This window comes from Streptomyces anulatus, from assembly GCF_000721175.1.
GTDB lineage: Bacteria > Actinomycetota > Actinomycetes > Streptomycetales > Streptomycetaceae > Streptomyces > Streptomyces anulatus_C.
On the sequence record NZ_JOEZ01000021.1, the window covers coordinates 227,006 to 253,919 of the forward strand.

Sequence of the window (26,914 nt, forward strand, 5' to 3'; positions counted from 1 at the left end):
CGTCAGCGCGTCCGCCCGCGGAAAGCCGGACCCGCATGCCGGGAAGGCGTCCGACCGCTTGGCGCGAGGCCGTCCGACCGGGTCCCCGGGGCGGGCTCACGCGTCCTCCCAGTAGCGCGGGTGGATCAGCGTCGACGGGATCAGCCCCGGCAGCCGGGCGTCGGCAGCGGCCCGCGCCCCCTCGCGCAGCTCCCGACCCCCCAGCGACCGCGGTACGGGCCCTCCGGCGGCCAGCGCGGGCCGCGGCGCCCGGCCTGGTCCGGCGAGGAGGAAGCCCCAGCCCTCCCCCTCCCGCTCGTCGCCGCGGCCCCGGTCCGGGCTCGCGGCGAAGCCCGCGTACCGGCCGGCGACGTGGTACGGGCGGGTCGCGAGGCCGCCCGCGCGCATTGAGGCCTCCACCGTCCAGAAGGTCCGCGGCCGGGCCCCCAGCGGCCCCGCGTGCACCACGAGCCGCCCGTCCGGGGCCAGGGCCTCCGCGACCAGCCCGTAGAACTCGGCGGAGTACAGCTTCGTACTGGCGGTGATGCCCGGGTCCGGGAGGTCGGAGATCACCACGTCGTAGCGTCCCCGGTCGGACCGGAGCCAGGGGAACGCGTCGGCCCCGACCACCGTGACACGGGGGTCGCGGAAGGCGTGGCCGTTCAGCTCCGAGAGGGCGGGGTCCGTACGGGCCAGTCGGGTGACGGCCGGGTCCAGCTCGACGACGGTGACCGAGCGGACGTCCCGGTAGCGCAGCACCTCACGGGCGGCGAGGCCGTCGCCGCCGCCCAAAATGAGCACGCGGGCGCGGGGCCCGTTCATCGCGGGGTGCACCAGCGCCTCGTGGTAGCGGTACTCGTCGCGGGCGCTGACCCGCAGCCGGCCGTCCAGATAGAGGTCGAGGGAATCGCGGTCGGCCCCGGTCAGGACGACCTCCTGCACCCCCGTCCGCACGGCGACCCGCACCTGGTCCCCGTACACCGCCCGGCGCGCCGCCCGCTCGAAGTCGTCGACCAGCACCGTGGCGGTGCCCAGGAGCGCGATCACCGAGACGTTGACCAGGACGAGGAGCCACCGGGAACGGGAACTGAGGTCGCGCCGGAACACCCACAGGACCAGCGCGCCGCCCGCCGCCGCGTTGACCGCGCCGGTGAACAGCGCACCGGTCAACTGCCCCAGCATCGGCAGCAGCAGAAAGGGGAACGCGAGACCGCCGACCAGCGCGCCCACGTAGTCGGCGGCGAACAGGTCGGCGACGGCCCCGCCCGCGTCCTGCCGGTCGACGCGCTGGATCAGCGTCATCAGCAGCGGGATCTCCGCGCCGATCAGCACCCCGATCGCCAGCGAGAACCCGACCAGCGCGTACTGCGACTCGCCGAGCCAGGCGAACGAGGCGTAGAGCACCAGCGCCGAGGAGCCGCCGATCAGCGCGAGGGCCGCCTCGACCATCCCGAAACCGACGGCGGCATGGCAGCGCAAACGTTTCGCGAGAAGGGAGCCGATGCCCATCGCGAACACCATCACGGACAGCACGACGGAGGCCTGGGTGACCGAATCACCGATCAGGTAGGAGGCGAGTGCGACCAGTTCGAGCTCGTAGACGAGACCGCAGGCGGCGCAGATGAAGACCGCGGCCAGCACGAGGACCCGGCCGGTCCTCGGCCGTACGGGAAGCCGAGCCGCGCCCCCTCGCAGCGGCACCTGCTGATCGATCATGCGGCGAACGCTACGTGACCGCGACGTCGCGGTTTGTCACCCACACGGGTGCGAGTCCCCTGGCCGCTCAGGCCGCGGGCGCGGGAGTCCGCACCCCCACCCGGGTCCGGGTCACCACCAACTGCCCTTCCTGCGGATACGCGTGCCAGGTGCGCCACCGCACCTGGCCCTCGGTGCGCTGGGCGAGCATCGCGGTGAAGGCGTGCGGGCTGCCGGGGAAGGTGCCCGCCAGTCCGTGCGGGTGGTCGCTCACCAGGGCGAGCAGTTCCTGGGCCCGCCCGGCGAACTGCCCCTGGGTCAGGGTCTCGACGCGCGCGGCGAATTCGTACTCCCAGCCCCCGAGCCGCTTCGCGACGCCGAGGGGCAGGGGGGTGGTGCTGCCGGGCATACAGGCCACGGTCTCGGAGCAGACGTCGCGGTCCTCCTGGAGGAGTACCTGGTGGGAGGCGCCGAGCAGCCTCAACTGGAGTTCGGCGCCGTCGAGCCGGAGGTCGAGGACCGCCAGGGCGGGCAGCGGCTCCCGTCCCAGCATCCAGGCCAGGTCGGCGGCGCGGGTATCGGAGTAGGCCGTCTGGAGGGTGGTGAGCATGGGTGGGCTCCGCAAACACACATGGACACATGGACAGCAGGACGCCCCGGGATGACTGCGCGTGGGAGGTGGGGAGCGCCCGATCTGGTCCAACTGGGGTCCGAGGGCTGAATGTTCTCTTCGTTGAGGGAATCACGAAGTACGCCGCGCTCACAGCGCTTTCGCCCAACTTGCCGTGGTTTCCATCCCCTCGGGGGCTCACGGGTTCAACTGTTCAACCGAAAACGTCCGCGTCGCTCAACAAAAAGGCGTCCGAAGGGAGTTCACCCTCCGGACGCCCGGTGCCGGGTCACTGTGGGTGACCGTGCGGCGGTGGCCCGGTCAGCTGCCACCCCCGCCGCAGCCGCCCCCGCCCCCGCCGCACGACGAGCCGCCGCCGCAGGAGTGGCCGCCGGAGCCACCGCTGCCGGAGTCGGTGCCGCCCGCCCACCAGGCGCCACCGGCGCCACCGCCGAGACTCTCGCCGCCGGCCGACGCCCTGCTCGTGGAGCGGCGGCGCCAGTTGCGCGAATTCGACGACCTGCTCCCACCGGTGGCCCGCAGCACGATCAGCAGCCCTCCGACGACAGCCGCGGCGATCAGCACCGCGATGAAGACGCCCATGCTCCCCACCCGCCCTTCTTTCCCCCGAAGCGAGGTCCCCCGTCGCTTCCCCGTTGCTGTGTGACAACGGGATGCCCACCGCCGCCGCGCGCCAAAGCGGACTTGAGCAACTCCAGAGCTTCGGCACAGGATGGCGCCCATGACACAGGGACGAGCGCCCCAGGGAAACCCGGCGCAGGGACGACCGCTGCTCAACCGCCGCCTCGCCGCGTTCGGCACGACGATCTTCGCGGAGATGTCCGCGCTGGCCGTACGGACCGACTCCATCAACCTCGGCCAGGGCTTCCCCGACACCGACGGCCCCGAGGAGATCCGGGAGGCGGCGGTCCGGGCGCTGCGCGCCGGCCACGGCAACCAGTACCCACCGGGCCCCGGCGTCCCGGAACTCCGTAACGCCGTCGCCACCCACCAGGAGCGCTTCTACGGCCTGACCTGGTCCCCGGAAACGGAGGTCCTGGTGACGACCGGGGCCACCGAGGCGATCGCCGCCTCCCTGCTCGCCCTCCTCGAACCGGGCGACGAGGTCATCGCGTTCGAGCCGTACTACGACTCGTACGCCGCCTGCATCGCGATGGCGGGCGCGAAGCGCGTACCGCTCACCCTGCGCGCCCCGGACTTCCGTCCGGACCTCGACGAGCTGCGCACCCTGATCACCCCGCGCACCCGTCTCCTGCTCCTGAACACCCCGCACAACCCGACCGGCGCGGTGCTCACCCCCGACGAACTGGCCGGGATCGCGGCCCTCGCGGTGGAGCACGATCTGCTGGTCGTCACCGACGAGGTGTACGAACACCTGGTCTTCACGGGGGCGCACCACCCGATCGCCGCGCTCCCCGGAATGCGCGAACGCACGGTGTCGGTCTCCTCGTCGGGCAAGACCTTCTCGTACACCGGCTGGAAGATCGGCTGGGTCACCGGGGACGCGCCCCTGGTGGCGGCCGTGCGCACGGCGAAGCAGTATCTGACCTTCGTGAGCGGGGGCCCGTTCCAGTACGCCATCGCCGAGGCGCTGGCCCTGCCCGACGCCTTCTTCACCGACTTCCGCGAGGGCATGCGCCGCAAGCGGGACCTGCTGGCGAAGGGCCTGCGCGCCGCGGGCTTCCGGGTGTACGAGCCGGCGGGGACGTACTTCATCACCACCGACATCGCCCCGCTCGGCGACGAGGACGCGTACGCCTTCTGCCGCGCCCTGCCGGAACGCTGCGGGGTGGCGGCGGTGCCGAACTCGGTCTTCTACGACGATCCGGAGGCGGGCCGCAGCCAGGTCCGCTTCACCTTCTGCAAGAAGGACGATGTGCTGGAGGAGGCGGTGGAGCGGCTGGGGCGGCTCGGCTGAGCACGCGGACGGCCCGGCAGACGGTCGTGATGGCCGCCTCCCGGGCCGTTCGGCACAGCTGTGGGACACGCCAGGGCGTGTCCTAGGGCACGCCCTAGGCGCCCGCGGGCTCCTCGCCGTCCTTCTCGCCCTCGGCGGGCTGGATGCCGAGGCGCTCGACGAGCCACTTGTCGAACTCGATCGAGGCGCGCACCCAGCTCACCGTCGAGGAGACGAAGTGCTCCAGGCTGACGCCGGTGCCGATGAGCATCTGCGCCTCACCGATCAGCCGGACGGAACCCGCCTCGCCCTCCTCGCCCTCGTGGGCGTGGGTGTAGACCTTGGGCCACAGGGTGCGGCGGTTCCAGTCGTCGATGGCGTCCAGCAGGACGGGACGCTGGTCGAGCGCGTGGGGGCGGTCGTAGAACGTACGGACCGAGAAGACCTGCTGCTCGTCCTCGCCCCGGAACATGAAGTACGTCCGGAACTCTTCCCACGGCGCCGCGAGGTCGCCCTCGTCGTCGACGACGTACTTCAGCTCCATCTGGTCGAGGAGCTGCTTGACGAGGTCCTGGTCAGGGACGACGGGGCCCTCCGGTCCTGCCGCCTGCGGTTCGGGCTGGCCCCCGAAATTAGGAATCGAGGACGGATCGATGCTCACCGTTATTTCCCTTCGTGCGGTTGCGGCCATCCTCTCCCATGGCGGGCGGGGCATGGCAAGCCCGCACGGCCCCTATCCGCCACAAGCTGACAGGGAGCCGGTGGGGGAGGGGGCCGTACGGGCTGTCCCTGACAGCGCGTGGCGGGCCGCGTGCCCGGGTGTTACGAGGCTGGGCCGGCGACCGGGCCGACGGTCAGTCCGTCCTCGGCCCGGTCCACCCGGACGGTGTCGCCGTCCGTGATCTCGCCGGAGAGGATCTCCCTGGCGAGCCGGTCGCCGATCGCCGTCTGGATGAGGCGGCGCAGCGGGCGCGCCCCGTACGCCGGGTCGTTGCCCTCCACGGCGAGCCAGGCCAGCGCCTCGGGGGTGACGTCGAGGGTGAGCCGCCGGTCGGCGAGGCGGCCCGCGAGGCGGTCCACCTGGAGCTTCGCGATGTGCGCGAGCTCGTCGCCGGAGAGCGCCGAGAAGACCACCAGGTCGTCCAGCCGGTTGATGAACTCCGGCTTGAAGGAGGCCCGCACCACTTCCAGCACCTGCTCCTTCTTGACCTCGGGCTTGACCAGGGGGTCCATCAGGAACTGGCTGCCGAGGTTGGAGGTGAGGACGAGGATGGTGTTGCGGAAGTCGACCGTGCGGCCCTGGCCGTCGGTGAGCCTGCCGTCGTCGAGGACCTGGAGCAGGATGTCGAAGACCTCGGGGTGGGCCTTCTCGACCTCGTCCAGGAGCACGACGCTGTACGGGCGGCGGCGGACGGCCTCGGTGAGCTGGCCGCCCTCCTCGTAGCCCACGTAGCCGGGCGGGGCACCGACGAGGCGGGCGACGCTGTGCTTCTCGCCGTACTCGCTCATGTCGATGCGGATCATGGCCCGCTCGTCGTCGAAGAGGAAGTCCGCCAGGGCCTTGGCCAGCTCGGTCTTGCCGACGCCGGTGGGGCCGAGGAAGAGGAACGAACCGGTGGGCCGGTCGGGGTCCGCGATCCCGGCGCGCGTGCGGCGTACGGCGTCGGAGACGGCCTGCACCGCCTCGGACTGGCCGATCAGCCGCTTGCCGAGCTCGGACTCCATCCGCAGCAGCTTCTGGGTCTCGCCCTCCAGCAGCCGCCCGGCCGGGATACCGGTCCAGGCACCGACGACGTCGGCGATGTCGTCCGGGCCGACCTCCTCCTTGACCATGGTGTCCTTGGAGGCTTCCTGCTCCGCCTCGGCGGCCACCTCCAGTTCCCGCTCCAGGCCCGGGATCTCCCCGTACAGCAGCTTGGACGCGGCGTCGAAGTCGCCGTCACGCTGGGCGCGTTCGGCCTGTCCGCGCAGTTCGTCGAGGCGCTCCTTGAGCTCACCGACCCGGTTGAGGCCCTGCTTCTCCTTCTCCCAGCGGGCGTTGAGGCCGCGCAGCTCCTCCTCCTTGTCGGCGAGGTCGCGGCGCAGCTTCTCCAGGCGCTGCTTGGAGGCGGCGTCGGACTCGTTCTTCAGCGCCAGTTCCTCCATGCGCAACCGGTCGACGGAACGCTGGAGTTCGTCGATCTCCAGCGGGGAGGAGTCGATCTCCATGCGGAGCCGGGAGGCGGCCTCGTCGACCAGGTCGATGGCCTTGTCGGGGAGGAACCGGGAGGTGATGTAGCGGTCGGAGAGGGTGGCGGCGGCGACCAGCGCCGAGTCCGCGATCTGCACCTTGTGGTGGGCCTCGTAACGGCCCTTGAGACCGCGCAGGATCGCGATGGTGTCCTCGACCGACGGCTCGGCGACCAGCACCTGCTGGAAGCGGCGCTCCAGGGCCGGGTCCTTCTCGATGCGCTCGCGGTACTCGTCGAGCGTGGTCGCGCCCACCATGCGCAGCTCACCGCGGGCGAGCATCGGCTTGAGCATGTTGCCCGCGTCCATGGCGGAGTCGCCGCCCGCGCCTGCGCCCACGACGGTGTGCAGCTCGTCGATGAAGGTGATGATCTGGCCGTCGCTCTCCTTGATCTCGGAGAGGACGGTCTTCAGGCGCTCCTCGAACTCGCCGCGGTACTTCGCGCCCGCGACCATCGCGCCGAGGTCGAGGGAGACCAGCCGCTTGTTCTTCAGGCTCTCGGGGACGTCACCCTTGACGATGCGCTGGGCGAGCCCCTCGACGACGGCGGTCTTGCCGACGCCGGGCTCACCGATGAGCACGGGGTTGTTCTTCGTCCGGCGCGACAGCACCTGCACGACGCGGCGGATCTCCTGGTCGCGGCCGATGACCGGGTCCAGCTTGCCCTCGCGCGCGGCGGCCGTGAAGTCGGTGCCGAACTTCTCCAGGGCCTTGTACTGGCCCTCCGGGTCGGGTGTGGTCACGCGACGCCCTCCCCTGCTCGTCTCGAATGCGGCCAGCAACTTCTTCGCACCGGCGCCCTGCCCGTCGAGGATCTCACCCGCACGGCCGCCCTTGGCGGCGATGCCGATCAGCAGGTGCTCGGTGGAGATGTAGTCGTCGCCCAGCTCCTTCGCCCGCTGGGCGGCGTCCTGGATGACGGCGAGCAGCTCACGGTTGGGCTGCGGCGGGGCCACGGTGGAACCGGTGACGCTGGGCAGCGCCCCGAGCAGCCGCTCGGTCTCGCCGCGCACCAGCGCCTGGTCGGCCTCGGCGGCGGCGAGCAGGTCGACGATGTTCTCGTTGTCCTCACCCTCCAGCAGAGCAAGAAGCAGATGCCCCGGGGTGAGGTCGGGGTGCCCGTCCTTCACGGCCCTTCCGGTGGCCGCGTTGATGGCATCCCGGCTCTTGTTGGTCAGCTCGGCGTCCACGTGTGGTTACTCCTCCTCGCAGCTGGCGGGTCCTGCATTGACCTGAACAACGTGCACAAAGTTGAGTCTATTCCACTCAAGGCCCTGAGTGCACGCGCTGCGGCGCCGGGCGGGCGGGCGATGCCTGTACGCACACGCGCCGCGCGCCCGCTCGGAGGGTGCTCGTACGCTGCCCCCATGGCAGACGTACACGATCCCGCTCCCGCATACGTCGCGTTCTGGCGCGAGAGCCACCTGTCCACCTTGACGACTCCCCGCCCGGACGGCACGCCGCACGTGGTGCCGGTGTGCGTGACGTACGACCCGGAGGCCGGGGTGGCACGCGTGATCACCGACGGCGGCAGCCGCAAGGTCGCCAACATCCGCGCCGCCGGCCCCGACGGGGCACGCGTGGCCGTCTGCCAGATCGACCGGGCCCGCTGGGCGACCCTGGAGGGCCGCGCGGTCATCCGCACCGAGCCGGAGGCCGTCGCGGACGCGGAGGCCCGCCACGAGGAGCGCTACGGCCGCGCCCCGCGGATCAACCCGACCCGGGTCGTCATCGAGATCACCCTCGACCGGGCGCTCGGCAAGGCCTGACCACCACCCCTGGGCACCTGCCCCCCGGACGGGAACAGCACAACGGCGCCACCGTGTTCAGGTCACGGTGGCGCCGCTGTGTGGGGGAAGCGCCTGGAGCGACAGGTGACGACGGGGGAATCGCTCAGGCACTGCGGGGGGTGGCGGAAAGGGGTTCTGCGTCGAACAGCTCGTGGTCCCGCTGATCGAGATTGACGAAGATCATGCCGTACCTGACGGCGCAGCGGACCGGCTGCGGCGCCCCACGGGGCCGGCGGAGACAGCGATAGGCGCGGACGTCCTCGTCCTCTTCCATCACCACGACGATCGGCTCTCCGAACAGGGTGACCATCAACGAGTCGCCACGGCGGGGGAGGGCCGTGAGCAGATCGATGAAATGCCACCCTGAGCGATAGGCGGTTGCCATCTCGCGCCGGAAGGTGCGGTCGTCCGGCGGGGTGGTCATGCGACCGTGCGGGCCGGAGCGACCCAACCGATGTCGCCTGGGACCGCGGCGGGCGCGATCCAACCGATGTCACCGGGGGCCGCGGCGGGCGCGACCCAGCCGATGTCGCCGGGTGCTGCAGCCTGAACAGCCTTCTGCTCGCCGCTGCCGCCCGTGACGCCGACGCCCGTCAGCCCGAGTCCAAGGGCCGCGACGAACGAGGCGGCAAGCGCCGAGCGAAGCATTCGCTTGTACATAGTCGGCTTCGTCCTCACTTGTGGATTCTTCTCCCCCGCACCTAAGACGATGTCCCACCTGGGCACGCGAACACCACTGGGTCGATGCATCATGTTCCTGAATGTTCAGGAACCTGGGGGGTGGAGAAATGACCACAAGCAGCATAAAGACGACACATCCTCACGGGATCACCGAACTATGCGAAGCAGGGGGGCGTCTTTACGCCACCGCGCTCCGGTCCGGCCGTATCGCCCGATCCGAGCTGGAACCCGCTCCGTGCCTGATGGAATTCGCCCTGCTCCATCCCGACCCGGACGACCCGGGCTGGCTCCGGCCGGTGCCGCCGTCAGCGGCGTTGGCCCAGCACCTGCATCCCATAGAACGCGAGATCCAGGAACGCCGACGGCATTCGGTGGAACTGACCGAGTCCTTCGAGCCTTTCATGGACATCAGCGCCCAGGGCCCGCCCATGACCCATGCCATCACCGTGCTGGAGGGCGTCAACCGGATCAACGCCGCGCTCGACCTCGCGACCACGGAATGCCGGGCCGAGGTGCTCACCGTCCAGCCGGGCGGCGGACGGAACGAGGACCAGCTCAGCAAGTCGCTGGAGCGCGGGCTGTCCGTCGTCCACCGCGGGGTGCGCATCCGCACCCTCTATCAGCACACGGTGCGCCACAGCCCCAGCACCCTGGCCTACGCCGAGCGCATCGCCAACGACAACGTGGAGATCCGGACACTCGAGGAACTCATAGAGCGCCTGATCGTCTTCGACCGCACGGTCGCCTTCATCCCCGCCCAGGACGACCGCCAGGTCGCCCTCGAACTACGCCACCCCGGCCTCGTCGAATACCTCGTCAAGGTCTTCGAACAACTCTGGACCCGTGCCGCGCCTCTCCTCGAAGAGGTCAAGTACGACCCGATGCCCCAGGGAATCAGCGGCGTGCAGCGTTCCATCGCCCAACTTCTCGTCGAGGGGCATGTCGACGATTCCATCGCCCGCCGACTCGGCATGAACGTCCGGACCTGCCGCGCCCACGTGGCCAAACTCTCCGCCGCCCTGGGCAGCAGCAGTCGCGCCCAACTCGGCTATCTGATCGCGCGTTCAGGAATCCTGGACCAGAGCTCCTGAGCCTCTCCCGGCCACCGCTCTCCCCCTCCTCGCCCATCCCCTGGCAGGGACACGGCCGCACAAGGGGGAGAGCGCGGCCGCGCGGGCACATCGAGACGGACCGCAGCGGCGCATGACCGGGTGAGCGGTGAACTCCTGACCGCCCCCGCCCCCTGAGAGGATCTGGTACGTCAGTCCTGACCGACCTGACGGCGAACTCCCTCCGCGCGACCGAAGGACCACGAAGCCCCGATGACCGACACCACCCCCATACCCGCCGCCGTCGAGGACGACCACCACGGGGACATCCTGGTCGAACTCACCGGTGAGCACGGCGAGATGCTCGTCGTGAGCGGCGAGGGCATCCCCCGCGTCGTCCTCACCCGCGCCCCCGGCGCGGAGGTGGACGACCACATCGTCATCGGCACCCGCGACCCCCGCCGGCTCACGCTCACCGTGGACGGCCGGGAGGCGACGATCGTGCCCGGGAAGGGGAAGCTCCGCCGCCGCTCCTACCGGGTCGACGTCCGCTGCGCGGGTGCGTCCTACCGGCTCGTGCCCGACTCGGTCCCGAGCAGCCGGCTGACCCGCGACGGCAGGCACATCGGGGACTTCTCCTCGGACGGCGACCGGCGGGTGCTCGCCGAATGGCGGGACGGGGCCACGGTCGAGCCGGCCGACGCGGCGATCGGCTACGCCCTGGCCGCCGCGTTCGGCACCGGCGGCCAGCCGATGTGGATGATGGCGGTCGACGCGATCAGCGCCGCCCTGCCGTAGGCCGGAGCGATACGCCGACGGGGCCGGGAGAGCGAGTGAACGCTCTCCCGGCCCCGTCGGCGTACAAAGGGCCCTAAGGCCGCTTCGGCTTCGGCCGCCAGACCACCAGCGCGCCGGTCTGCTGCACGTCCTGGTACGGCACCAGGTCCCGGCGGTACGAGGCGTGCACCTGGGCCTCCCGCTGCTGCATGGCGACCGCCGCGCCGTCCACCGCCGCCGAGAGCTCGGCGACGCGCTGCTGGAGCGCGGCCACCTGGTTCTCCAGCTCGATGATCCGCTTGATGCCCGCGAGGTTGATGCCCTCGTCCTGCGACAGCTGCTGCACGGTGCGCAGCAGCTCGATGTCGCGGGCCGAGTAGCGCCGGCCGCGCCCGGCCGTACGGTCCGGGGAGACCAGGCCGAGACGGTCGTACTGGCGCAGTGTCTGCGGATGGAGGCCCGAGAGCTGGGCCGCGATCGAGATCACGTACACGGGTGTCTCATCGGTCAGCTGGTACGGATTGCGTCGACGGCCGTCCATCTCAAGCTCCCTTCGCGGCCTGGAACAGTTCCGCCCGCGGGTCCTCGTCCGCGGTCGCCTTCCGGTAGGCCTCCAGGGCGTCCCTGGCCTCCTGGCCCAGGTCCCTGGGGACCGCGACCTCCACGGTGACCAACAGGTCGCCGCGGGTGCCGTCCTTGCGCACCGCGCCCTTGCCCCGGGCGCGCATCGTACGCCCGTTGGGGGTGCCGGCGGGAAGCTTCAGGGTGACAGGGGGTCCCCCGAGGGTGGGTACCTTCACCTCGCCGCCGAGCGTCGCCTCCGGGTAGGTGACGGGCACGGTGACGGTGAGGTTGTCGCCCTTGCGGCCGAAGACCGGGTGGGCGCCGACGTGGACGACGACGTACAGGTCGCCGGCCGGACCGCCGCGTTCGCCCGCGCCGCCCTTGCCGCGCAGCCGGATCCGCTGGCCGTCGGAGACGCCCGCCGGGATCCTCACCTGCATGGTGCGCGCCGACTTCGCCCGGCCGCTGCCCTTGCAGACGTCGCAGGGGTCCTGAGCGATGAGGCCCCGGCCCTTGCAGTCCACACAGGGGTCGGTGAGCGAGAAGCCGCCGCCGCTGCCGCGCGAGACCTGGCCGGTGCCGACACAGGTCGGGCAGACCCTGGGGGTGCCGTTCTTGTCGCCGGTGCCGGAACACGCCTTGCAGGGCGCCTGGCTGGACATCCGCAGCGGGACCGTGGCCCCGTCGACCGCCTCGGTGAAGCTGAGCGTCACCTCGGACTCGATGTCCTGGCCGCGCTTCGGCTGGACGCGGGTGCCCGCGCCGCCGCGGTTGAACAGCCCGCCGAAGACGTCGCCGAGACCGCCCCCGCCGCCGAAGCCGCCGCCCGCACCGCCCTGTCCGCCGCCCGGGGCTCCCCCGCCGAAGAGGTCGCCCAGGTCGAAGTTGAAGTTGCCGCCCGCACCACCGGGGCCGGGCCGGAAGCCGCCGTTGCCGAATAGGGCGCGCGCCTCGTCGTACTCCTTGCGCTTCTTGGGGTCACCGAGGACGTCGTTCGCCTCGGAGATCTCCTTGAAGCGCTCCTCCGCCTTGACGTCACCCTTGTTGGCGTCCGGGTGGAACTCTCGGGCGAGCTTCCGGTACGCCTTCTTGACCTCGGCGTCGGTGGCGTCCTTGGGGACGCCGAGGACCTTGTAGTAGTCCTTCTCGACGAAGTCCTTCGTGCTCATCGACGTCCCTCCTTCCGGACGATCGGCCGAGCGGCCGGCCCGTGGGCCGGCCGCCGGGCCGGTCGGTGTGCACCGTGGTGATCAGACGCGTTGCCGTCAGACCTCCTCGGTGCCACCGCTCTCCTCGTCGTCGGTCTTCTCTTCCTTGGCCGCGGTGGGCGTGGCGCCCGGCTGCGGCTCGGCGACGGCCACCCGCGCGGGGCGGATGGTGCGCTCGCCGATGCGATACCCCGGCTGCAGGATCGCCACGCAGGTCGTCTCGGTGACGTCCGGCGCGTAGCTGTGCATCAGGGCCTCGTGGATCGTCGGGTCGAAGGGCTCGCCCTCCTTGCCGAACTGCTGGAGGCCCAGCTTCGCGACGGTGGTCTCCAGCGATTCCGCGACCGACTTGAAGCCGCCGACCAGCTCGCCGTGTTCCCGCGCGCGGCCGACGTCGTCGAGCACGGGCAGGAGCTCGGACAGGAGGTTCGCGACGGCGATCTCCTTCACCGTGACCCGGTCCCGCTCGACGCGGCGACGGTAGTTCTGGTACTCGGCCTGGAGCCGCTGGAGGTCCGCGGTGCGCTCACCGAGCGCGGTGCGTACCTGGTCCAGCTGTGCGGTCAGACCGACGGTCGGGTCGGTGTCCCCGGCCGGGGCCGCCGCCTCCTCCTCGGAGGGTTCGGCAGCCTTCGGCTCGGCGTCATCAGGGGTGGCGCCGGAGGGGACGTCGGGCTTCTCCTCGAAGCCCGGAGTCTCCTCGGTCACGCCGCACCGCCCTTGGTGTCCTTCTCGTCGTCCACGATCTCGGCGTCGACGACGTCGTCGTCGGCCTTGTTCTGGGCGCCGCCCGGGGCCTCGGCGCCGGGGGTCGCACCCTCGGCCTGGGCGTTGGCGTACATCGCCTGGCCCAGCTTCTGGGAGACGGCCGCGACCTTCTCGGTGGCCGTACGGATCTCGGCGGAGTCCTCGCCCTTGAGCTTCTCCTTCAGCTCGCCGACAGCGGTCTCCACCTCCGTCTTCACGTCCGCGGGGACCTTGTCCTCGTTGTCCTTGAGGAACTTCTCCGTCTGGTAGACGAGCTGCTCGCCCTGGTTGCGCGACTCGGCGGCCTCGCGGCGGGCGTGGTCCTCCTCCGCGTACTTCTCGGCCTCTTCGCGCATCCGGTTGACCTCGTCCTTCGGCAGCGAGGAGCCGCCGGTGACGGTCATCTTCTGCTCCTTGCCGGTGCCGAGGTCCTTGGCGGCGACGTGCATGATGCCGTTGGCGTCGATGTCGAAGGCGACCTCGATCTGCGGCACACCGCGCGGGGCCGGCGGCAGACCGGTCAGCTCGAACATCCCGAGCTTCTTGTTGTACGCCGCGATCTCGCGCTCGCCCTGGTAGACCTGGATCTGCACGGACGGCTGGTTGTCCTCGGCCGTCGTGAAGATCTCGGAGCGCTTGGTCGGGATCGTGGTGTTGCGCTCGATGAGCTTGGTCATGATCCCTCCCTTGGTCTCGATGCCGAGGGACAGCGGAGTGACGTCGAGGAGCAGGACGTCCTTGACCTCGCCCTTGAGGACACCGGCCTGGAGCGAGGCGCCGATGGCGACGACCTCGTCCGGGTTCACACCCTTGTTGGCCTCCTGGCCGCCGGTCAGCTCCTTGACGAGCTCGGCGACAGCGGGCATACGGGTGGAGCCACCGACGAGAACGACGTGGTCGATCTCGGAGAGCTGGATGCCCGCGTCCTTGATGACGTTGTGGAACGGGGTCTTGCAGCGGTCCAGGAGGTCCGAGGTCAGCTGCTGGAACTGCGAGCGCGTGAGCTTCTCGTCCAGGTGCAGCGGGCCCTCGGCGGACGCCGTGATGTAGGGCAGGTTGATCGTGGTCTCGGTCGAGGACGAGAGCTCGATCTTCGCCTTCTCCGCGGCCTCGCGGAGACGCTGGAGAGCCATCTTGTCCTTGGACAGGTCCACGCCGTGCCCGTTGGCGAACTGCTTCACCAGGTAGTCGACGACGCGCTGGTCCCAGTCGTCACCACCGAGGTGGTTGTCACCGTTGGTGGCCTTCACCTCGACGACACCGTCGCCGATCTCCAGGAGGGACACGTCGAAGGTGCCGCCACCGAGGTCGAAGACGAGGATCGTCTGGTCGTCCTTGTCGAGGCCGTACGCCAGTGCGGCGGCGGTCGGCTCGTTGACGATGCGCAGGACGTTGAGGCCCGCGATCTCACCGGCCTCCTTCGTCGCCTGACGCTCGGAGTCGTTGAAGTACGCCGGGACGGTGATGACCGCGTCGGTCACCTTCTCGCCCAGGTAGGACTCGGCGTCACGCTTCAGCTTCTGCAGGATGAAGGCGCTCATCTGCTGCGGGTTGAAGCTCTTGCCGTCCAGGTCGATCTTCCAGTCAGTGCCCATGTGGCGCTTGACGGAGCGGATGGTCCTGTCGACGTTGGTGACCGCCTGGCGCTTCGCGACCTCGCCGACGAGCACCTCGCCGTTCTTGGCGAAGGCGACGACGGACGGCGTGGTCCTGGCGCCTTCGGCGTTGGTGATGACGGTGGGCTCGCCGCCTTCGAGAACGCTGACGACGGAGTTAGTCGTGCCCAGGTCGATGCCGACCGCACGTGCCATTTCAATTCCTCCAACTGACTACTTGAGTGGATCTGACTCAAGAATGCACGACGCCCGTCCAGGAGTCAACAGACCTGAGTCTCTTACGCTCAACTTAAGTGCTCACATAGCGCACACCCGACCCTCGCCGGGCCGCCCTCGTCACCCCACCACCACACCCGCGCACGCCACACCCCTCGCGCACCGCCCACCCCACCGTCTCACCGTGGGATCGTTCTGTCACAAAATGCCGTGAGACAGTCACAATCGTCATCGACCGGCAGGTTTCACCGTGGATCGTCACACCACCGAACCTCGAACCCCGGGCGGGCGCGATGCAGAACGCGAGGAAGCCGCGCGTACGGCGGAAGAACCGGAAGAGCTCGAAGCACTCGAAGAGCCAGAAGGGCCGGAAGAGCCTCAAGAACCAGCAGAAGAACCACGAGAACCGGCAAGCCCAGCAGCCTCGACCGACCCCGCCGCCCCAGCGACGCCTGGAGCCGTACGAGGCGAAGCCGCCCGTGCCGGAACCGGGCAGCCCGAAGCCGTACGCGCCGAAGCCCTACGCGCCGGAACCGAGCAGCCCGCCCCCGTACCCGTACAGAACGGTGACCGGAACGGCCAGGAGTCACTTCCCCTCGCGCCCCGCGGCGCGTCTGGCCGGCCTCACCGACCGGGCCGGGTGGCTGGCGGACCGCTTCACCCCGCGCACGACGGCCGAACGGGCCCTGGACCTGATCCTCGGCCTCGCCCTGCTGATCCTGACCGCGCCCGCCGTCGCCGTGGCGGCCCTCGCCCTGGCCGCGCGGCGCACCCCGGGCGGCGCCTGGGACCGCCGGCCCAGGACCGGCCTGGGCGGCCGGGTCTTCGAACTGCGGACCCTGCGCACCCGGAGCTTCCGCCTGGACGTACTCTCCCGGCTCCCCCATGTCGTACGGGGCGAACTCGCGCTCGTCGGCCCCGCCCCCCTGCCCCCGGGCGACCCGCGCGCCGCGGGGCCGGGGGCCCGGAAGTGGCGGCAGGAGATGCGGCCGGGCCTGACCGGGCTGGCGCAGGTGCGCGCCCGCTCCGGCATGCCGTGGGACGACCCCGCCCTGCTGGACCAGCACTACGCAGAGCACCATGGAGTGGTGCTCAACCTGGCGATCCTCGCCGAAGCCGCACGCGATCCTCTGCGGACGCGGCTCCGGAAGGCCCGTCGCACGAAGGCACGCCTGAGCGACGCAGATCACCGACGACCCGGCTACAGCGCGGTGGAATAAGTGGATAGTGTCAGCACAGACTAATTAAGTTACTGCTTAGTAGTGGTGGGCAGTAACAACTGGATCCCGCTCTCGCAGGCCCGAGGAGCCCCGAAATGCAACTCGCCGCGATCATTGTGTCGCTGGTGCTGACGGTCGTCGGCGTTGCGCTCATCACCCGAGCCGTCGCGCAGATCTACCGCTTCGTCCGTCTGGGACAGCCGGTACCAGCAGGCAGCCGCACCAACGACCCCAAGCAGCGGACGATCACCCTGGTCAAGGAGTTCCTCGGCCACACCCGGATGAACCGGTGGAAGATCGTCGGCTTCGCCCACTGGTTCGTCGCCATCGGCTTCCTGACGCTGCCGCCGACACTGCTCCAGGCGTACGGACAGCTCTTCCAGGCGGACTGGGTGCTGCCGATCATCGGCGGCTTCCTGCCGTTCGAGATGTACATCGAGTTCATCGGCCTGATGACGGTCGTCGGTATCGTGGCCCTGATGGTGATCCGGCTGCTGAACCTGCCCTCCCGGGCCGGTCGCAAGTCGCGCTTCGCGGGCTCGAAGGCCTGGCAGGCGTACTTCGTCGAGTACATCATCCTGACCATCGGCCTCGCGATCCTGGTGCTGCGCGGGCTTGAAGGCGCGATCCACCACGTCGAAAGCTACGACGCCGCCTACTTCGTGTCCTACCCGCTGGTCCTCGCCTTCAAGGGGCTGAGCGTCGGCACCCTCCAGACGCTCATCTACTTCACCGCGATGATCAAGATCGGCACCTCGCTGATCTGGATGATCACGGTCTCGCTCAACACCAACATGGGTGTCGCCTGGCACCGCTTCCTCGGCTTCCCGAACATCTGGTTCAAGCGGAACGCCGACGGCGACGTCGCGCTCGGCGCGCTGCTGCCGATGACGTCGGGCGGCAAGGAGATCGACTTCGAGGACCCGGGCGAGGACGACACCTTCGGTGTCTCCCAGGTCGAGCAGTTCTCCTGGAAGGGCATCCTCGACTTCTCCACCTGCACCGAGTGCGGCCGCTGCCAGTCGCAGTGCCCCGCCTGGAACACCGGCAAGCCGCTCTCGCCGAAGCTCCTGATCATGTCCCTGCGCGACCACGCGCACGCCAAGGCCCCCTACCTCCTGGCCGGCGGCGGCAAGGACATGGAGGGCAACGAGAAGGCCACCGAGGAGCAGCTCAAGGACGTTCCCGCGGCCGCCCTCGCCGAGGCCGAGCGCCCGCTGATCGGGACCGCCGAGGAGAACGGCGTCATCGACCCGGACGTGCTCTGGTCCTGCACCACCTGTGGTGCGTGCGTCGAGCAGTGCCCGGTCGACATCGAGCACATCGACCACATCGTCGACATGCGCCGCTACCAGGTGATGATCGAGTCCGCGTTCCCGTCCGAGGCGGGCACGATGCTCAAGAACCTGGAGAAGAAGGGCAACCCCTGGGGGCTGGCCAAGAAGGCCCGCGTCGAGTGGACCAAGGAGGTCGACTTCGAGGTCCCGATCGTCGGGAAGGACGTCGAGGACCTCACCGAGGTCGACTACCTGTACTGGGTCGGCTGCGCGGGCGCCCTGGAGGACCGGGCCAAGAAGACCACCAAGGCCTTCGCGGAGCTGCTGCACATCGCGGGCGTCAAGTTCGCGATCATGGGCGGCGACGAGAAGTGCACCGGTGACTCCGCCCGCCGCCTGGGCAACGAGCCGCTGTTCCAGCAGCTCGGCCAGGAGAACGTGGCCATGCTGAACATGGCGTACGGCGAGGACGACGAGGACACGGCGACGAAGAAGCCCAAGTCGTCGAAGAAGATCGTCGCGACCTGCCCGCACTGCTTCAACACGATCGCGAACGAGTACCCGCAGCTCGGCGGCGAGTACGAGGTCATCCACCACACGCAGCTGCTCCAGCACCTCATCGACGAGGGCAAGCTGATCCCGGTGACCCCGGTCGAGGGCCTGATCACGTACCACGACCCCTGCTACCTGGGCCGTCACAACAAGATCTACACCCCGCCGCGCGAGATCATCGCGAAGGTCCCGGGCCTGCGGAACGAGGAGATGCACCGCCACAAGGAGCGCGGCTTCTGCTGCGGCGCCGGTGGTGCCAGGATGTGGATGGAGGAGCGGATCGGCAAGCGCGTCAACAACGAGCGCGTCGACGAAGCCCTCGCCCTCAACCCGGACATCGTCTCCACCGCCTGCCCGTTCTGCCTCGTCATGCTGACCGACTCGGTCAACGGCAAGAAGAACGACGGCCAGGCCAAGGAGTCCATCCAGGTCGTGGACGTCTCGCAGCTCCTCCTGGAGTCGGTGAAGACCCCGGCGGACCCGGCGGGCGAGTCGGAGCAGGTGGACGCACCGGAGCCCGAACCGGCAAAGTGACGTAACGCGTCAACACGACGAGCGGCCGGACCTGCCTCGAGGGCGGGACCGGCCGCTTTTCCGTGCCCGGGCCGCCGCGTCGCGTGCCGTACGGAAAGTGACGACCGCCGCATGTGAACTCGGGCATGTACGCGACGACGTATCTGGAGCATCATGTGCCCCGGAGAAACCCGATACGGGTCAGGAACCACGCACCGGCGGACGACGACGGACACCGGCAGACCCCTGCAGAACCCGACAGACCTGACAGACCCGAACGAGCGACGAACGAGGCCCCGTGCGCCCACGCATCACGCACCCGAAGACGGCGGTCACCACCAGGGCGACGGCCGCCCTCGCCGTGGGCTGCGCGGGCCTGCTGCTCGCACTCGCGGGCTGCGGCAGCCCCTCGGCCGCCGACGGGCTCTCGTCCTCCTCCTCGTCCGACGGCAAGAACGGCGACACCCCGCCCAAGGCGCAGGCCCAGTCCCGGGCGGAGACGGCGCGCGTCCCCGTCCCGCGCGGCGCCGGCAGCCGTGTCCCGTACGACTTCAACGGCGACGGCCACCGCGACCTGGTCATCGACGACCTGGTGAAGGCCCCCGAGGACAGCCACGGCGACGACGCGGGCATCGGCATCGTGTACGGCTCCGACGACCGCCCCCTGGACCCGGCCGCGCGGCAACTGCTGAGCGCCCGGGCGAACGCGGCGAAGTCCGGCGACACCCTGCCCGCCGCGTTCGACGCCGAGACGGCCTGCGACCTGGACCGCGACGGCTTCACCGACCTGATCGTCTCCACCGACCCCCCGTACAACGGCATCGGCGCCCCGCCCGTACCCCTCCAGGTCCTCTTCGGCTCCCCGGCCGGCCTCACCGGCAAGGCGGTCACCGTACGCATCCCGGCGAAGGCCCGGTTCGGCAACGAGTGGCCCGAGCAGCCGGTCTGCGGCGACTTCGACGGCGACGGCAAGGCCGACCTCGCGGTCACCGCCAGCGCCGGCCAGGTCACCTTCCTGCACGGCCCCTTCACCCGCACCGGGGCCCCGCGCAGCGCGGAACTGCTGCCCGACGGCGGCCCGTACCTCTACGCCCCCGAGCCCCAGGCCGACACCAACAGGGACGGTTACGACGACCTCGTCGCCGCCACCCGCCCGCACGCCCCCGGGCAGGCGGCCAAGGGGACCCTGCTGCTCGGCTCCGCGAAGGGCCCGGCACGGCCGGGCGGCGCCTACGCGTTCAGGGCGGAGGAGCTCCCCGAGGCCCCGCTCACCACCACCGCCCGCACCCGGACCGCCCTCCTGGACCACGGCGACTACGACGGCGACAAGAAGCCGGACACGGTGGTGCGGACGTACCGGGGCGAGCGGCAGGACCTGATCGCCCTGTACGCGGCGGGTAACACGGACGAGCCGGTTGTCACCTTCTCCACGGCCCTGTTCCTCCCCTGAACTCCCCCTCCCGGGGACCGGGGTGCGGCCCTTAGGGGATGTCACAGCTCGGCCGCAATGGCGGACGGGTTCCCCGGGGCCCCACTCCCCGCCCCCGGGGACCAGGTACGTTCGACGGGTGGCTGGATTCAGGATCGGACGCGGCCGGGACAACCGCACCCCGCAACAACCGCAAGCGCGGCAGCAGCCGTACGGAGGGCAGGCACCACAGCCGCCGTACGGTGCTCAGCCGTGGCCGACGACAGGAGGCCCCGGCAACGGCGCGGCGCCACCGCCGTACGGAGCCCCGCAGGGCCCGTACAACACCGGCGGCTACGCGGGACACGGCGGGCAGGGCGGACACCGCGGACATAACGGCCAAGGCCACGGCGGCCACGGCGAACCGGAGTACTTCGGCGACCCGTACGCGGACCCCGCACCCCACGACCCGTACGCCAACAACCCGGGTCACACGCAGGTGTTCCGCGTCGACGAGGACCCCTACGGCGACGGCGACGCCTACCGCGCCGGTTCCGCCCCCGCCCAGCCGGCGGGCCCGCGGCTGCGCTGGAAGGAACTGCTGACCGGCATCGTGACCCGCCCGGGTCCGACGTTCTGGCAGATGCGGGACTACCCGGTCTGGGGCCCGGCGCTGGTCGTCACCTTCATCTACGGCCTGCTCGCGTTGTTCGGCTTCGACCAGGCGCGCGAAGAAGCGATCAACGCGACGATCTCGACGGCCATCCCGTACGTCCTGTTCACCGGCGTCGGCTTCGTCATCGGCGGCCTGGTCCTCGGCGCGGTGACCCACACCCTGGCCCGCCAGCTCGGCGGCACGGGCTCGTGGCAGCCGACGGTGGGCCTGTCGATGCTGATCATGTCGATGACCGATGCCCCGCGGCTGCTCTTCGCCCTCTTCCTGGGCGGCGAGAACTCCCTGGTCCAGATCGTGGGCTGGCTGACCTGGCTGGCGGCCGGGGCGCTGTTCTCGTCGATGGTCGGCAAGTCGCACGACCTGCCGTGGCCGAAGGCGCTGGGAGCGTCGGCGATCCAGCTGATCGCACTGCTGTCGATCATCAAGCTGGGCACGATCTGAGGAACGTACGACGAAGGCCCCCGGGCGCGCGGAACGCGCTCCCGGGGGCCTTCTCACGCAACCCGCACGACTCGGCGGGGGGTCAGGCGTCGAGAACCTGCCCGCCCCGCCGTACGACGGGCTTCTCCACGCTCCACGGGAAGTTGATCCACTGATCGGTCTTCTTCCACACGTACTCGCACTTCACGAGGGAGTGGGACTTCTCGTAGACGACGGCGCTGCGCACTTCGGCGACATGGTCGACGCAGAAGTCGTGGACGAGCTTGAGCGTCTTGCCGGTGTCGGCGACGTCGTCGGCGATCAGGACCTTCTTGTCGGAGAAGTCGATCGCGTTGGGCACGGGCGCCAACATGACGGGCATCTCCAGGGTGGTCCCCACCCCGGTGTAGAACTCCACATTGACCAGGTGGATGTTCTTGCAGTCCAGCGCGTAGGCGAGCCCGCCCGCGACGAACACGCCGCCGCGCGCGATGCTCAGCACGACATCGGGCTCGTACCCGTCGTCGGCGACGGCCTGCGCCAGCTCGCGCACGGCCCGCCCGAAGCTCTCGTAGTCAAGGTTCTCCCGCACGTCACCAGCCATGGTTGATCACACCTGGGTCCGATGGAAGTTCTGGAACGACCGCGAGGCCGTCGGCCCCCGCTGCCCCTGGTACCGCGACTCGTAACGCTCGGAGCCGTACGGGAACTCGGAGGACGAGGTCAGCTTGAACAGACACAGCTGCCCGATCTTCATGCCCGGCCACAGCTTTATCGGCAGCGTGGCGAGGTTCGACAGCTCCAGGGTCACGTGCCCGGAGAACCCGGGGTCGATGAACCCGGCCGTCGAGTGCGTCACCAGACCGAGCCGCCCGAGCGAGCTCTTGCCCTCCAGCCGCGAGGCCAGATCGTCGGGGAGCGAGATCACCTCGTACGTGGACGCCAGCACGAACTCGCCGGGGTGCAGGATGAACGCCTCGTCACCCTCCGGCTCGACGGTGCGCGTCAGGTCGGGCTGCTCGACGGCCGGATCGATGTGCGGGTACCGGTGGTTCTCGAACACCCGGAAGTAGCGGTCCAGCCGCACGTCGATGCTCGACGGCTGCACCATCGAAGGGTCGTACGGATCGATACGGACTCGGCCGGAGTCGATCTCGGCCCGGATGTCCTTGTCTGAGAGAAGCACGTCCCGAGGATACGCAGAACGCGCGAGCCCGCCCCAACCGGACCACCCGCGCGCCTGCCGGACATCCTCCGCCCCGACTGCCTACGGCCTCTCCCTACCGCCTGCCGCTGCTTCCTACCGCTTCTCGAACGCCACCGGCACGGCATGCCGCAACCGGGCACACCGAGGACACCGGATCAACCGCCCGGGCCCGATCCGGCCGGCCCCGAGCTGCTGCATCGGGAACGACGAGGTAGCGAAAACGTGCCCTTCGGCACAGCGGACGACGGTGCGCTCCATCGACTCCATCAAGTCCCTTCCCCAACCACATATGGACGAGAAAGCCACATTAGGGGATGAACGGGACGCCACTCCACGCGGCACTCCGACCACCCACGCTACGCCCCCAACTCCCGCCCATCACAACCCTGTCCACCCTCCCCCTCCCACCGACCACACGACACGGAGGCCCCACGGCTCATCCGCCGGGGGCCTGACATGGGGTAGAGTGTGCGACGATGCAGCGCCGGTGATCGGCATGCTTCGCGGGTGTAGTTTAATGGTAGAACATGAGCTTCCCAAGCTCAGAGCGCGAGTTCGATTCTCGTCACCCGCTCCACATGAAAGCCCCAGGCCAGCGACCCGGGGCTTCTTTGCTGTCTAGACCTCTTGCGGTGCGGCGTGCCCTCCGCGTGCCCCAAGTGGCCCTTAATCGCCCCCTAGCCGAGGTGGCACTCATCTATCTCGGCACCACCAGCCCGGCGGCGACTCGCTCTTCGTCGGCGAACACAAGTGATCTGCGCCACCTTCGGCGGGGACGTGCAGGCTATTCTCCAGGGCAGGATGCGCACCCTTGGAGTGACGCCGCCCCCGCGTCCTCAGCTGACCAATCCCGAGTTGATCAAACGAAAGCCCATCGCCGACGCACTGACCTCGAAGCGCTCGGCAAGCGCAGTCGTGCATCGGTCAGGATCCTGCCTGATCGCCACCGGCAGCAGCATGAGTTGTTCGCGCACCATATCGGCCGGCATCAGCAGGCTCGCAGCGAAGGCATTCGCCTCAATCTCTTCGCGATCCGTAGCGGTGCTGGACAGCCCATCACGCAGGTTGATGCGAACAGGGCGGTCTAGGACGACCTCGCGCCCCGGGTGCAGCAGGAGGTGTCCGAGCTCATGGGCGATAGTGAAGCGCTGACGCAAGGGGGGTTGGGAGTCGTTGACCCCGATCACCGGCGACTGCCCGTCCCGCCGGAGCAACATCCCTGACACGTCACCATCTTTGAAAGAGCTCCTAGAGACCATCGCTCCCTGATGCCTGACGAGCCGCTCGACGTTGACGGGCGGTGAAAACACTCCGCAGTCACCAAGCAATTGAGCTGCGCGAGCCTCGGCCCGTCTAGCCACGATCTTCCTCCTCAGCATTCGCGAGCACATCCTGCGCCCACGAGCGTGCATCCTCCGGCACTGCATCCAGGATGTCTGGCTGATCGCCGGGAGTCGGCAGAAGCGCTTCCGGCTCCACCCGCAAGGCTGCGGCGAACTCGTAGAGCATGTGCAGCGCGACTCGCTGACGACCCTTCTCAATGTTGCTGATCGACGTCCGATTGAGTCCCACGGCCTCACCTAGGGCCTGTTGGTTCATCCCGCAGGCGATGCGGGCCCGTCGAACACGTTCCCCAAAGCGCTCATAGAAATAGTCCATCAGTTCCCATCCTGGAGCACCATCACTGCCGGCTCCAGTCTCCCAAACCATGTTTGTGAGACTGGAATAACACAGTGGTTTGGCAAACTGGAACATAGGGCATCCCTTGGGGCAGGAAGCACAAGGAAGGAAGTTCTGATGCAGAAGAAGCCTCTAGCAACCCTGCTCAATGAGGGCCGCCGCAAGATCCAGGTGACAGACGATGAGCTCGCGGAGGCAAAGCGCCGCCGCAGCTTGCTGACCGCATGTATGAGGCGAGCGTTTCCTGGGTCGACCTGCTACTTCAACGGCAGCGTGGCGCACGGCGACGCGAACACCCCCCTGACCGATGTCGACCTCGGGGTCATCCTGTCTCCCACCGACGCGGAAGGCTACGGACCTGAGGGTAAGGATGCTCTGTCGCTGATGGAGCGAGCGCGCGCCGCGATCCGGGCTGGCTTGGAAGACGAGTTTCCCAACCTCACGATTGAGGTCGTCGGCCGGAGACGTGCGGTGCTCGTACGCTTCGGCGCCCCGGTGACCAAGGGGCAGCAGGACTTCACGGCCGACGTCATGACGGCCATCCCCCACCCCACCGGTGTGGGTCTGTTCATCCCCAACAACAAGATCGCAGCGAGATGGGACAGGGCCGATCCGGTCAGGCATACGCTGATGGTGCACAAAGCCATCGAGGACACGAACATGGTCTTCGCCCGGGTCGTGAGGCTGCTCAAGCACTGGAACTCGACCCACAGCAAGCCTCTCTGCTCCTGGAACATCAAGGCGCTGGCTTTGGGATGCATCAACACGCCCATGCCTCTGATCGAAGCCCTGCAGCTCTTCTTCACCTATGCGGCAGAGCAGCTCGAAGACGGAGCCACCCCTGACCCCGCGGGCGTAGCAGGAGACATCCCTCTCGGCCTGCCGATCACGGACGTGCGCAAGCGCCTACGAACCGCCAGGGACTACATCGACCTCGCTGTCGACCACGAGGCAGCAGGACGTCCACTCAGCGCCCAGCACGCACTCCACCAGGTACTGCCAGAGATCATCCCCGACATCGACCCCGCTGACGCAGAAGCTGCCGCCGAGGAAGAGGCAGCGCGTCTGGTTCAAAGCGTGGCAACGACCGGAAGCGCCGCCTCCGGCCTTGGCCTCCTGACCCCCCGGGTTACCCCGACTCGCGCTTGGGCCCCGTAGGCATGGCCCTCTGGTACGGGGTGCAGCCGGCGTGGTGGGCACCTCTGGAGCGAGAGGCGCGCCACCGCTTCGGCGGCGCACTCCAACATTCCTACAAAGCAGAGACGTTGACCTACAGGGTCAGAGGGTTGGACGTTGCGGGAGCCCAGCCGCTCGATGTGGAGATCCGCTTCTTCAAGCACCCGCCGTACGAAACCTACGGGCTTCAGCCAAGCGAATTCCCCCGCGTGCACGCAAACCCAGGTGCGGCGTCAAAGCATCGGTACCCGGTAGACGATGCCCTTTGCCTCTGGCACCCGTACGATCCTGAGGAGCACCGGTGGACAAGCAAGAGCGGGCTTCTCGACCTCATCGAGGTCGCTCGTACGCACCTGTTCCTTGAGCACTACTGGCGCCTGACCGGAGGCGACCAGGGTGGCCGGTGGCTCGTGAGGGATGCGCCGCACGGCATGCCTGGGAGTAGTGCGTGGAGATCGTCTCAGCCGCAGAGGCGGCGAGCGGCTGGTCATGGGCACAGACCACCGCCCTGACTGTCCCCGTAATCGCGCTACTCGGCGTCTACATCACCTACACGCTGAACCAGCGTGCGGTGAGGAGAGAGCGACGGTCCAAGACCTTCGCAGAGGCTCTGACAGCAGTCGAGGAATACCTGGAGATGCCGTACCGAATCCGTCGGCGGCCTGACCTTCCAGAAGCGCGTCGGGAGTTGACCGACGAGGTCAGCTCCATCCTGGCACGCATGGCCTTCCACCAAGCGTGGTTGCAGATCGAAGCGTCGTCGGTGGCCGGACCGTACGCCACTCTCGTTGCCACCGCTCGGGCTGAAGCGGGTGTTCAGATGAGCGTGGCTTGGCTCCACGCCCCCATCACATCCGACAGCGGCATGAACTTGGGTACCGCGTACTCCCGGGAGAGATCCAACGCCGCCAAGACCGCTTGCATCAACGCGATGCGTCGGCACCTCTGATGGCGATGAGTGGGACGCGGCGCCGGGGCGAGCGGTAGCCCGCCCGCCCCCCATCCTCACGCCTTGGAACTGATTGGCCTCCGACCGGCCTGAGCACGCTGCTGACGCACCCGTACGTCGATGCCCTCCGCCACCTCCTGCTGCCGCTCCCCGTCGGAGTGCTGGTAGATCAGCGCCGCCTTCTCCGAGGACTGGCCGGCGCGGACCATCGTGTCCTTGAGCGTGGCGCCCGACTGGGTGGACAAGGTGTGGCCGGTGTGGCGGAGGTCGTAGAAGCGGAAGTCCTCCGGCAGGCCCACCTTGGCGCGCGCCCTGCGCCACTTGCGGCCGAAGGTGGACCGCCGGAACGGCGCGCCCCGCTCACCGACGAACAGGAGGCCGTTGGGCTCCTTCTCCGCGTACCAGTCCAGGTGGCGTTTCACCTCGATGTGCAAGAAGGCCGGGAGGAAGACGGTTCGGCGTCCGGCGGTCGACTTCGTGTCGCCCTCGACCCGACGGCCCGTGGTCAGCTCCGGCGCGGCGTCGCTGATCCTGGCCGCGAGCGGTTCGAGCGTGACGTCGGGCCGCCGCAGCGCCGCCTGCTCCTCCGGACGCATCGGCCCGTAGGCGCCGAAGTAGACCATCAGCCGCCACCTGGGGCCCATGACGTCCGCTAGCTGTATTGCCCCGGGAGGTTGTGGACGGGTGATGCAGCTCTCGGCTGAGGGATCTTGAACGGGTGAGGGCCTTCCGGGTTCGGTGTGGATTGCGACGTCT

At 69.3% G+C, this 26,914-nt stretch carries 26 protein-coding genes and 1 tRNA gene; 11 read left to right on the forward strand and 16 right to left on the reverse strand.

What is annotated here, in order from left to right:
• Nucleotides 1-96 precede the first annotated feature (96 nt).
• From IG90_RS0124935 to IG90_RS0124945, 3 genes are all read right to left on the reverse strand, one after another.
• A complete protein-coding gene (locus IG90_RS0124935) occupies nt 97-1,695 on the reverse strand; it encodes a polyamine aminopropyltransferase (RefSeq protein ID WP_030588681.1) in 1,599 nt (532 codons plus the stop codon).
• Nucleotides 1,696-1,762: 67 nt separating this feature from the next.
• A complete protein-coding gene (locus IG90_RS0124940) occupies nt 1,763-2,284 on the reverse strand; it encodes a DUF2617 family protein (RefSeq protein ID WP_030588684.1) in 522 nt (173 codons plus the stop codon).
• A 321-nt stretch (nt 2,285-2,605) separates the two neighbouring features.
• Complete coding sequence (locus IG90_RS0124945; RefSeq protein WP_030588687.1) at nt 2,606-2,887, reverse strand: hypothetical protein; 282 nt, start codon at nt 2,885-2,887, stop codon at nt 2,606-2,608.
• A gap of 139 nt (nt 2,888-3,026) precedes the next feature.
• On the opposite strand from IG90_RS0124945, the gene IG90_RS0124950 reads away from it, so the two are divergent.
• A complete protein-coding gene (locus tag IG90_RS0124950) occupies nt 3,027-4,223 on the forward strand; it encodes a pyridoxal phosphate-dependent aminotransferase (protein ID WP_030588690.1) in 1,197 nt (398 codons plus the stop codon).
• 94 nt (nt 4,224-4,317) lie between these two features.
• On the opposite strand, the gene IG90_RS0124955 is transcribed toward IG90_RS0124950, so the two are convergent.
• A complete protein-coding gene (locus IG90_RS0124955; RefSeq protein WP_030588692.1) occupies nt 4,318-4,863 on the reverse strand; it encodes a type III secretion system chaperone family protein in 546 nt (181 codons plus the stop codon).
• Between the two features lie 161 nt (nt 4,864-5,024).
• Nucleotides 5,025-7,622 carry an ATP-dependent chaperone ClpB gene (gene clpB / locus IG90_RS0124960; protein WP_030588695.1) on the reverse strand — a complete coding sequence of 866 codons (2,598 nt, stop codon included), beginning with the start codon at nt 7,620-7,622 and terminating at the stop codon, nt 5,025-5,027.
• Between the two features lie 177 nt (nt 7,623-7,799).
• Here clpB and IG90_RS44385 point away from each other — a divergent pair, with 177 nt between their 5' ends.
• Complete coding sequence (locus tag IG90_RS44385; RefSeq protein WP_030588698.1) at nt 7,800-8,201, forward strand: pyridoxamine 5'-phosphate oxidase family protein; 402 nt, start codon at nt 7,800-7,802, stop codon at nt 8,199-8,201.
• Between the two features lie 124 nt (nt 8,202-8,325).
• Here IG90_RS44385 and IG90_RS0124970 read toward each other — a convergent pair whose 3' ends face one another.
• Nucleotides 8,326-8,646 (reverse strand): Rieske (2Fe-2S) protein, encoded by a 321-nt coding sequence (locus IG90_RS0124970; RefSeq protein WP_030588701.1) that lies wholly within the window; start codon nt 8,644-8,646, stop codon nt 8,326-8,328.
• Nucleotides 8,643-8,882, reverse strand: a complete 240-nt coding sequence (locus tag IG90_RS0124975) for a hypothetical protein (protein WP_030588704.1) — start codon at nt 8,880-8,882, stop codon at nt 8,643-8,645. The genes IG90_RS0124970 and IG90_RS0124975 overlap by 4 nt, the downstream gene beginning before the upstream one ends.
• Nucleotides 8,883-8,983: 101 nt before the next feature.
• Between IG90_RS0124975 and IG90_RS0124980 the strand changes: the two genes are divergently transcribed.
• Together IG90_RS0124980 and IG90_RS0124985 are read left to right on the forward strand one after the other, a co-directional pair.
• A complete protein-coding gene (locus IG90_RS0124980; protein ID WP_206433845.1) occupies nt 8,984-9,994 on the forward strand; it encodes a helix-turn-helix transcriptional regulator in 1,011 nt (336 codons plus the stop codon).
• Between the two features lie 231 nt (nt 9,995-10,225).
• Nucleotides 10,226-10,750 carry a hypothetical protein gene (locus IG90_RS0124985; RefSeq protein WP_030588709.1) on the forward strand — a complete coding sequence of 175 codons (525 nt, stop codon included), beginning with the start codon at nt 10,226-10,228 and terminating at the stop codon, nt 10,748-10,750.
• Nucleotides 10,751-10,823: 73 nt separating this feature from the next.
• On the opposite strand, the gene IG90_RS0124990 is transcribed toward IG90_RS0124985, so the two are convergent.
• The 4 genes from IG90_RS0124990 to dnaK all read right to left on the reverse strand — a co-directional run bounded on the left by IG90_RS0124990 (nt 10,824) and on the right by dnaK (nt 15,059).
• Nucleotides 10,824-11,270, reverse strand: a complete 447-nt coding sequence (locus IG90_RS0124990; RefSeq protein ID WP_030588712.1) for a heat shock protein transcriptional repressor HspR — start codon at nt 11,268-11,270, stop codon at nt 10,824-10,826.
• 1 nt (nt 11,271) lies between these two features.
• Entirely contained in the window at nt 11,272-12,462 is a 1,191-nt protein-coding gene (gene dnaJ / locus IG90_RS0124995; protein ID WP_030588716.1) for a molecular chaperone DnaJ, read from the reverse strand.
• Between the two features lie 96 nt (nt 12,463-12,558).
• The gene (gene grpE, locus IG90_RS0125000; protein ID WP_030588720.1) at nt 12,559-13,209 is read right to left on the reverse strand and encodes a nucleotide exchange factor GrpE; all 651 of its coding nucleotides are present in this window, start codon (nt 13,207-13,209) and stop codon (nt 12,559-12,561) included.
• Complete coding sequence (dnaK, locus tag IG90_RS0125005; RefSeq protein ID WP_030588723.1) at nt 13,206-15,059, reverse strand: molecular chaperone DnaK; 1,854 nt, start codon at nt 15,057-15,059, stop codon at nt 13,206-13,208. The genes grpE and dnaK overlap by 4 nt, the downstream gene beginning before the upstream one ends.
• Nucleotides 15,060-15,646: 587 nt before the next feature.
• Between dnaK and IG90_RS39745 the strand changes: the two genes are divergently transcribed.
• From IG90_RS39745 to IG90_RS0125025, 4 genes are all read left to right on the forward strand, one after another.
• The gene (locus IG90_RS39745; protein WP_033894642.1) at nt 15,647-16,300 is read left to right on the forward strand and encodes a sugar transferase; all 654 of its coding nucleotides are present in this window, start codon (nt 15,647-15,649) and stop codon (nt 16,298-16,300) included.
• A 95-nt stretch (nt 16,301-16,395) separates the two neighbouring features.
• The gene (locus tag IG90_RS0125015) at nt 16,396-18,663 is read left to right on the forward strand and encodes a (Fe-S)-binding protein (RefSeq protein ID WP_030588729.1); all 2,268 of its coding nucleotides are present in this window, start codon (nt 16,396-16,398) and stop codon (nt 18,661-18,663) included.
• A 277-nt stretch (nt 18,664-18,940) separates the two neighbouring features.
• Nucleotides 18,941-20,092 carry an FG-GAP repeat domain-containing protein gene (locus tag IG90_RS0125020; RefSeq protein WP_030588732.1) on the forward strand — a complete coding sequence of 384 codons (1,152 nt, stop codon included), beginning with the start codon at nt 18,941-18,943 and terminating at the stop codon, nt 20,090-20,092.
• 118 nt (nt 20,093-20,210) lie between these two features.
• Complete coding sequence (locus IG90_RS0125025; RefSeq protein ID WP_030588735.1) at nt 20,211-21,167, forward strand: Yip1 family protein; 957 nt, start codon at nt 20,211-20,213, stop codon at nt 21,165-21,167.
• 82 nt (nt 21,168-21,249) lie between these two features.
• Here the strand turns inward: IG90_RS0125025 and IG90_RS0125030 are convergent, their stop codons facing one another.
• Nucleotides 21,250-21,750 carry a phosphoribosyltransferase gene (locus IG90_RS0125030; protein ID WP_030588738.1) on the reverse strand — a complete coding sequence of 167 codons (501 nt, stop codon included), beginning with the start codon at nt 21,748-21,750 and terminating at the stop codon, nt 21,250-21,252.
• Nucleotides 21,751-21,756: 6 nt separating this feature from the next.
• Nucleotides 21,757-22,332 carry a dCTP deaminase gene (dcd, locus tag IG90_RS0125035; RefSeq protein ID WP_030588741.1) on the reverse strand — a complete coding sequence of 192 codons (576 nt, stop codon included), beginning with the start codon at nt 22,330-22,332 and terminating at the stop codon, nt 21,757-21,759.
• A 524-nt stretch (nt 22,333-22,856) separates the two neighbouring features.
• On the opposite strand from dcd, the gene IG90_RS0125045 reads away from it, so the two are divergent.
• A tRNA-Gly gene (locus tag IG90_RS0125045) sits at nt 22,857-22,930 on the forward strand.
• Between the two features lie 259 nt (nt 22,931-23,189).
• On the opposite strand, the gene IG90_RS0125050 is transcribed toward IG90_RS0125045, so the two are convergent.
• Together IG90_RS0125050 and IG90_RS40820 are read right to left on the reverse strand one after the other, a co-directional pair.
• A complete protein-coding gene (locus IG90_RS0125050) occupies nt 23,190-23,714 on the reverse strand; it encodes an ImmA/IrrE family metallo-endopeptidase (protein ID WP_209443571.1) in 525 nt (174 codons plus the stop codon).
• Nucleotides 23,707-24,012, reverse strand: coding sequence for a helix-turn-helix domain-containing protein (locus IG90_RS40820; protein ID WP_051860164.1), 306 nt, complete (start codon nt 24,010-24,012; stop codon nt 23,707-23,709). Before IG90_RS40820 ends, IG90_RS0125050 begins: the two co-directional genes overlap by 8 nt.
• 138 nt (nt 24,013-24,150) lie before the next feature.
• On the opposite strand from IG90_RS40820, the gene IG90_RS0125060 reads away from it, so the two are divergent.
• Together IG90_RS0125060 and IG90_RS0125065 are read left to right on the forward strand one after the other, a co-directional pair.
• Nucleotides 24,151-25,191: a hypothetical protein gene (locus tag IG90_RS0125060; protein ID WP_051860163.1), complete on the forward strand. Its 1,041-nt coding sequence runs from the start codon at nt 24,151-24,153 to the stop codon at nt 25,189-25,191.
• Between the two features lie 466 nt (nt 25,192-25,657).
• Nucleotides 25,658-26,158 (forward strand): hypothetical protein, encoded by a 501-nt coding sequence (locus tag IG90_RS0125065; RefSeq protein WP_030588753.1) that lies wholly within the window; start codon nt 25,658-25,660, stop codon nt 26,156-26,158.
• 56 nt (nt 26,159-26,214) lie between these two features.
• Here the strand turns inward: IG90_RS0125065 and IG90_RS0125070 are convergent.
• A partial coding sequence (locus IG90_RS0125070) for a tyrosine-type recombinase/integrase (protein ID WP_411572639.1) occupies nt 26,215-26,914 on the reverse strand: 700 nt, incomplete at its 5' end.

What these genes read in the sequence shown, in the direction of transcription:
- IG90_RS0124950 (WP_030588690.1), top strand. Translation starts at nt 3,027, where the DNA reads ATGACACAGGGACGAGCGCCCCAGGGAAACCCGGCGCAGGGACGACCG.
- IG90_RS0125015 (WP_030588729.1), top strand. Translation starts at nt 16,396, where the DNA reads ATGCAACTCGCCGCGATCATTGTGTCGCTGGTGCTGACGGTCGTCGGC.
- IG90_RS0124990 (WP_030588712.1), bottom strand. Translation starts at nt 11,270, where the DNA reads ATGGACGGCCGTCGACGCAATCCGTACCAGCTGACCGATGAGACACCC.
- IG90_RS0125030 (WP_030588738.1), bottom strand. Translation starts at nt 21,750, where the DNA reads ATGGCTGGTGACGTGCGGGAGAACCTTGACTACGAGAGCTTCGGGCGG.
- IG90_RS0124940 (WP_030588684.1), bottom strand. Translation starts at nt 2,284, where the DNA reads ATGCTCACCACCCTCCAGACGGCCTACTCCGATACCCGCGCCGCCGAC.
- IG90_RS0124985 (WP_030588709.1), top strand. Translation starts at nt 10,226, where the DNA reads ATGACCGACACCACCCCCATACCCGCCGCCGTCGAGGACGACCACCAC.
- dnaK (WP_030588723.1), bottom strand. Translation starts at nt 15,059, where the DNA reads ATGGCACGTGCGGTCGGCATCGACCTGGGCACGACTAACTCCGTCGTC.
- IG90_RS44385 (WP_030588698.1), top strand. Translation starts at nt 7,800, where the DNA reads ATGGCAGACGTACACGATCCCGCTCCCGCATACGTCGCGTTCTGGCGC.
- IG90_RS0124980 (WP_206433845.1), top strand. Translation starts at nt 8,984, where the DNA reads ATGTTCAGGAACCTGGGGGGTGGAGAAATGACCACAAGCAGCATAAAG.
- IG90_RS0124975 (WP_030588704.1), bottom strand. Translation starts at nt 8,882, where the DNA reads ATGTACAAGCGAATGCTTCGCTCGGCGCTTGCCGCCTCGTTCGTCGCG.
- IG90_RS0124935 (WP_030588681.1), bottom strand. Translation starts at nt 1,695, where the DNA reads ATGATCGATCAGCAGGTGCCGCTGCGAGGGGGCGCGGCTCGGCTTCCC.
- dnaJ (WP_030588716.1), bottom strand. Translation starts at nt 12,462, where the DNA reads ATGAGCACGAAGGACTTCGTCGAGAAGGACTACTACAAGGTCCTCGGC.
- IG90_RS0125060 (WP_051860163.1), top strand. Translation starts at nt 24,151, where the DNA reads ATGCAGAAGAAGCCTCTAGCAACCCTGCTCAATGAGGGCCGCCGCAAG.
- IG90_RS0124970 (WP_030588701.1), bottom strand. Translation starts at nt 8,646, where the DNA reads ATGACCACCCCGCCGGACGACCGCACCTTCCGGCGCGAGATGGCAACC.
- IG90_RS40820 (WP_051860164.1), bottom strand. Translation starts at nt 24,012, where the DNA reads ATGGACTATTTCTATGAGCGCTTTGGGGAACGTGTTCGACGGGCCCGC.
- IG90_RS0124945 (WP_030588687.1), bottom strand. Translation starts at nt 2,887, where the DNA reads ATGGGCGTCTTCATCGCGGTGCTGATCGCCGCGGCTGTCGTCGGAGGG.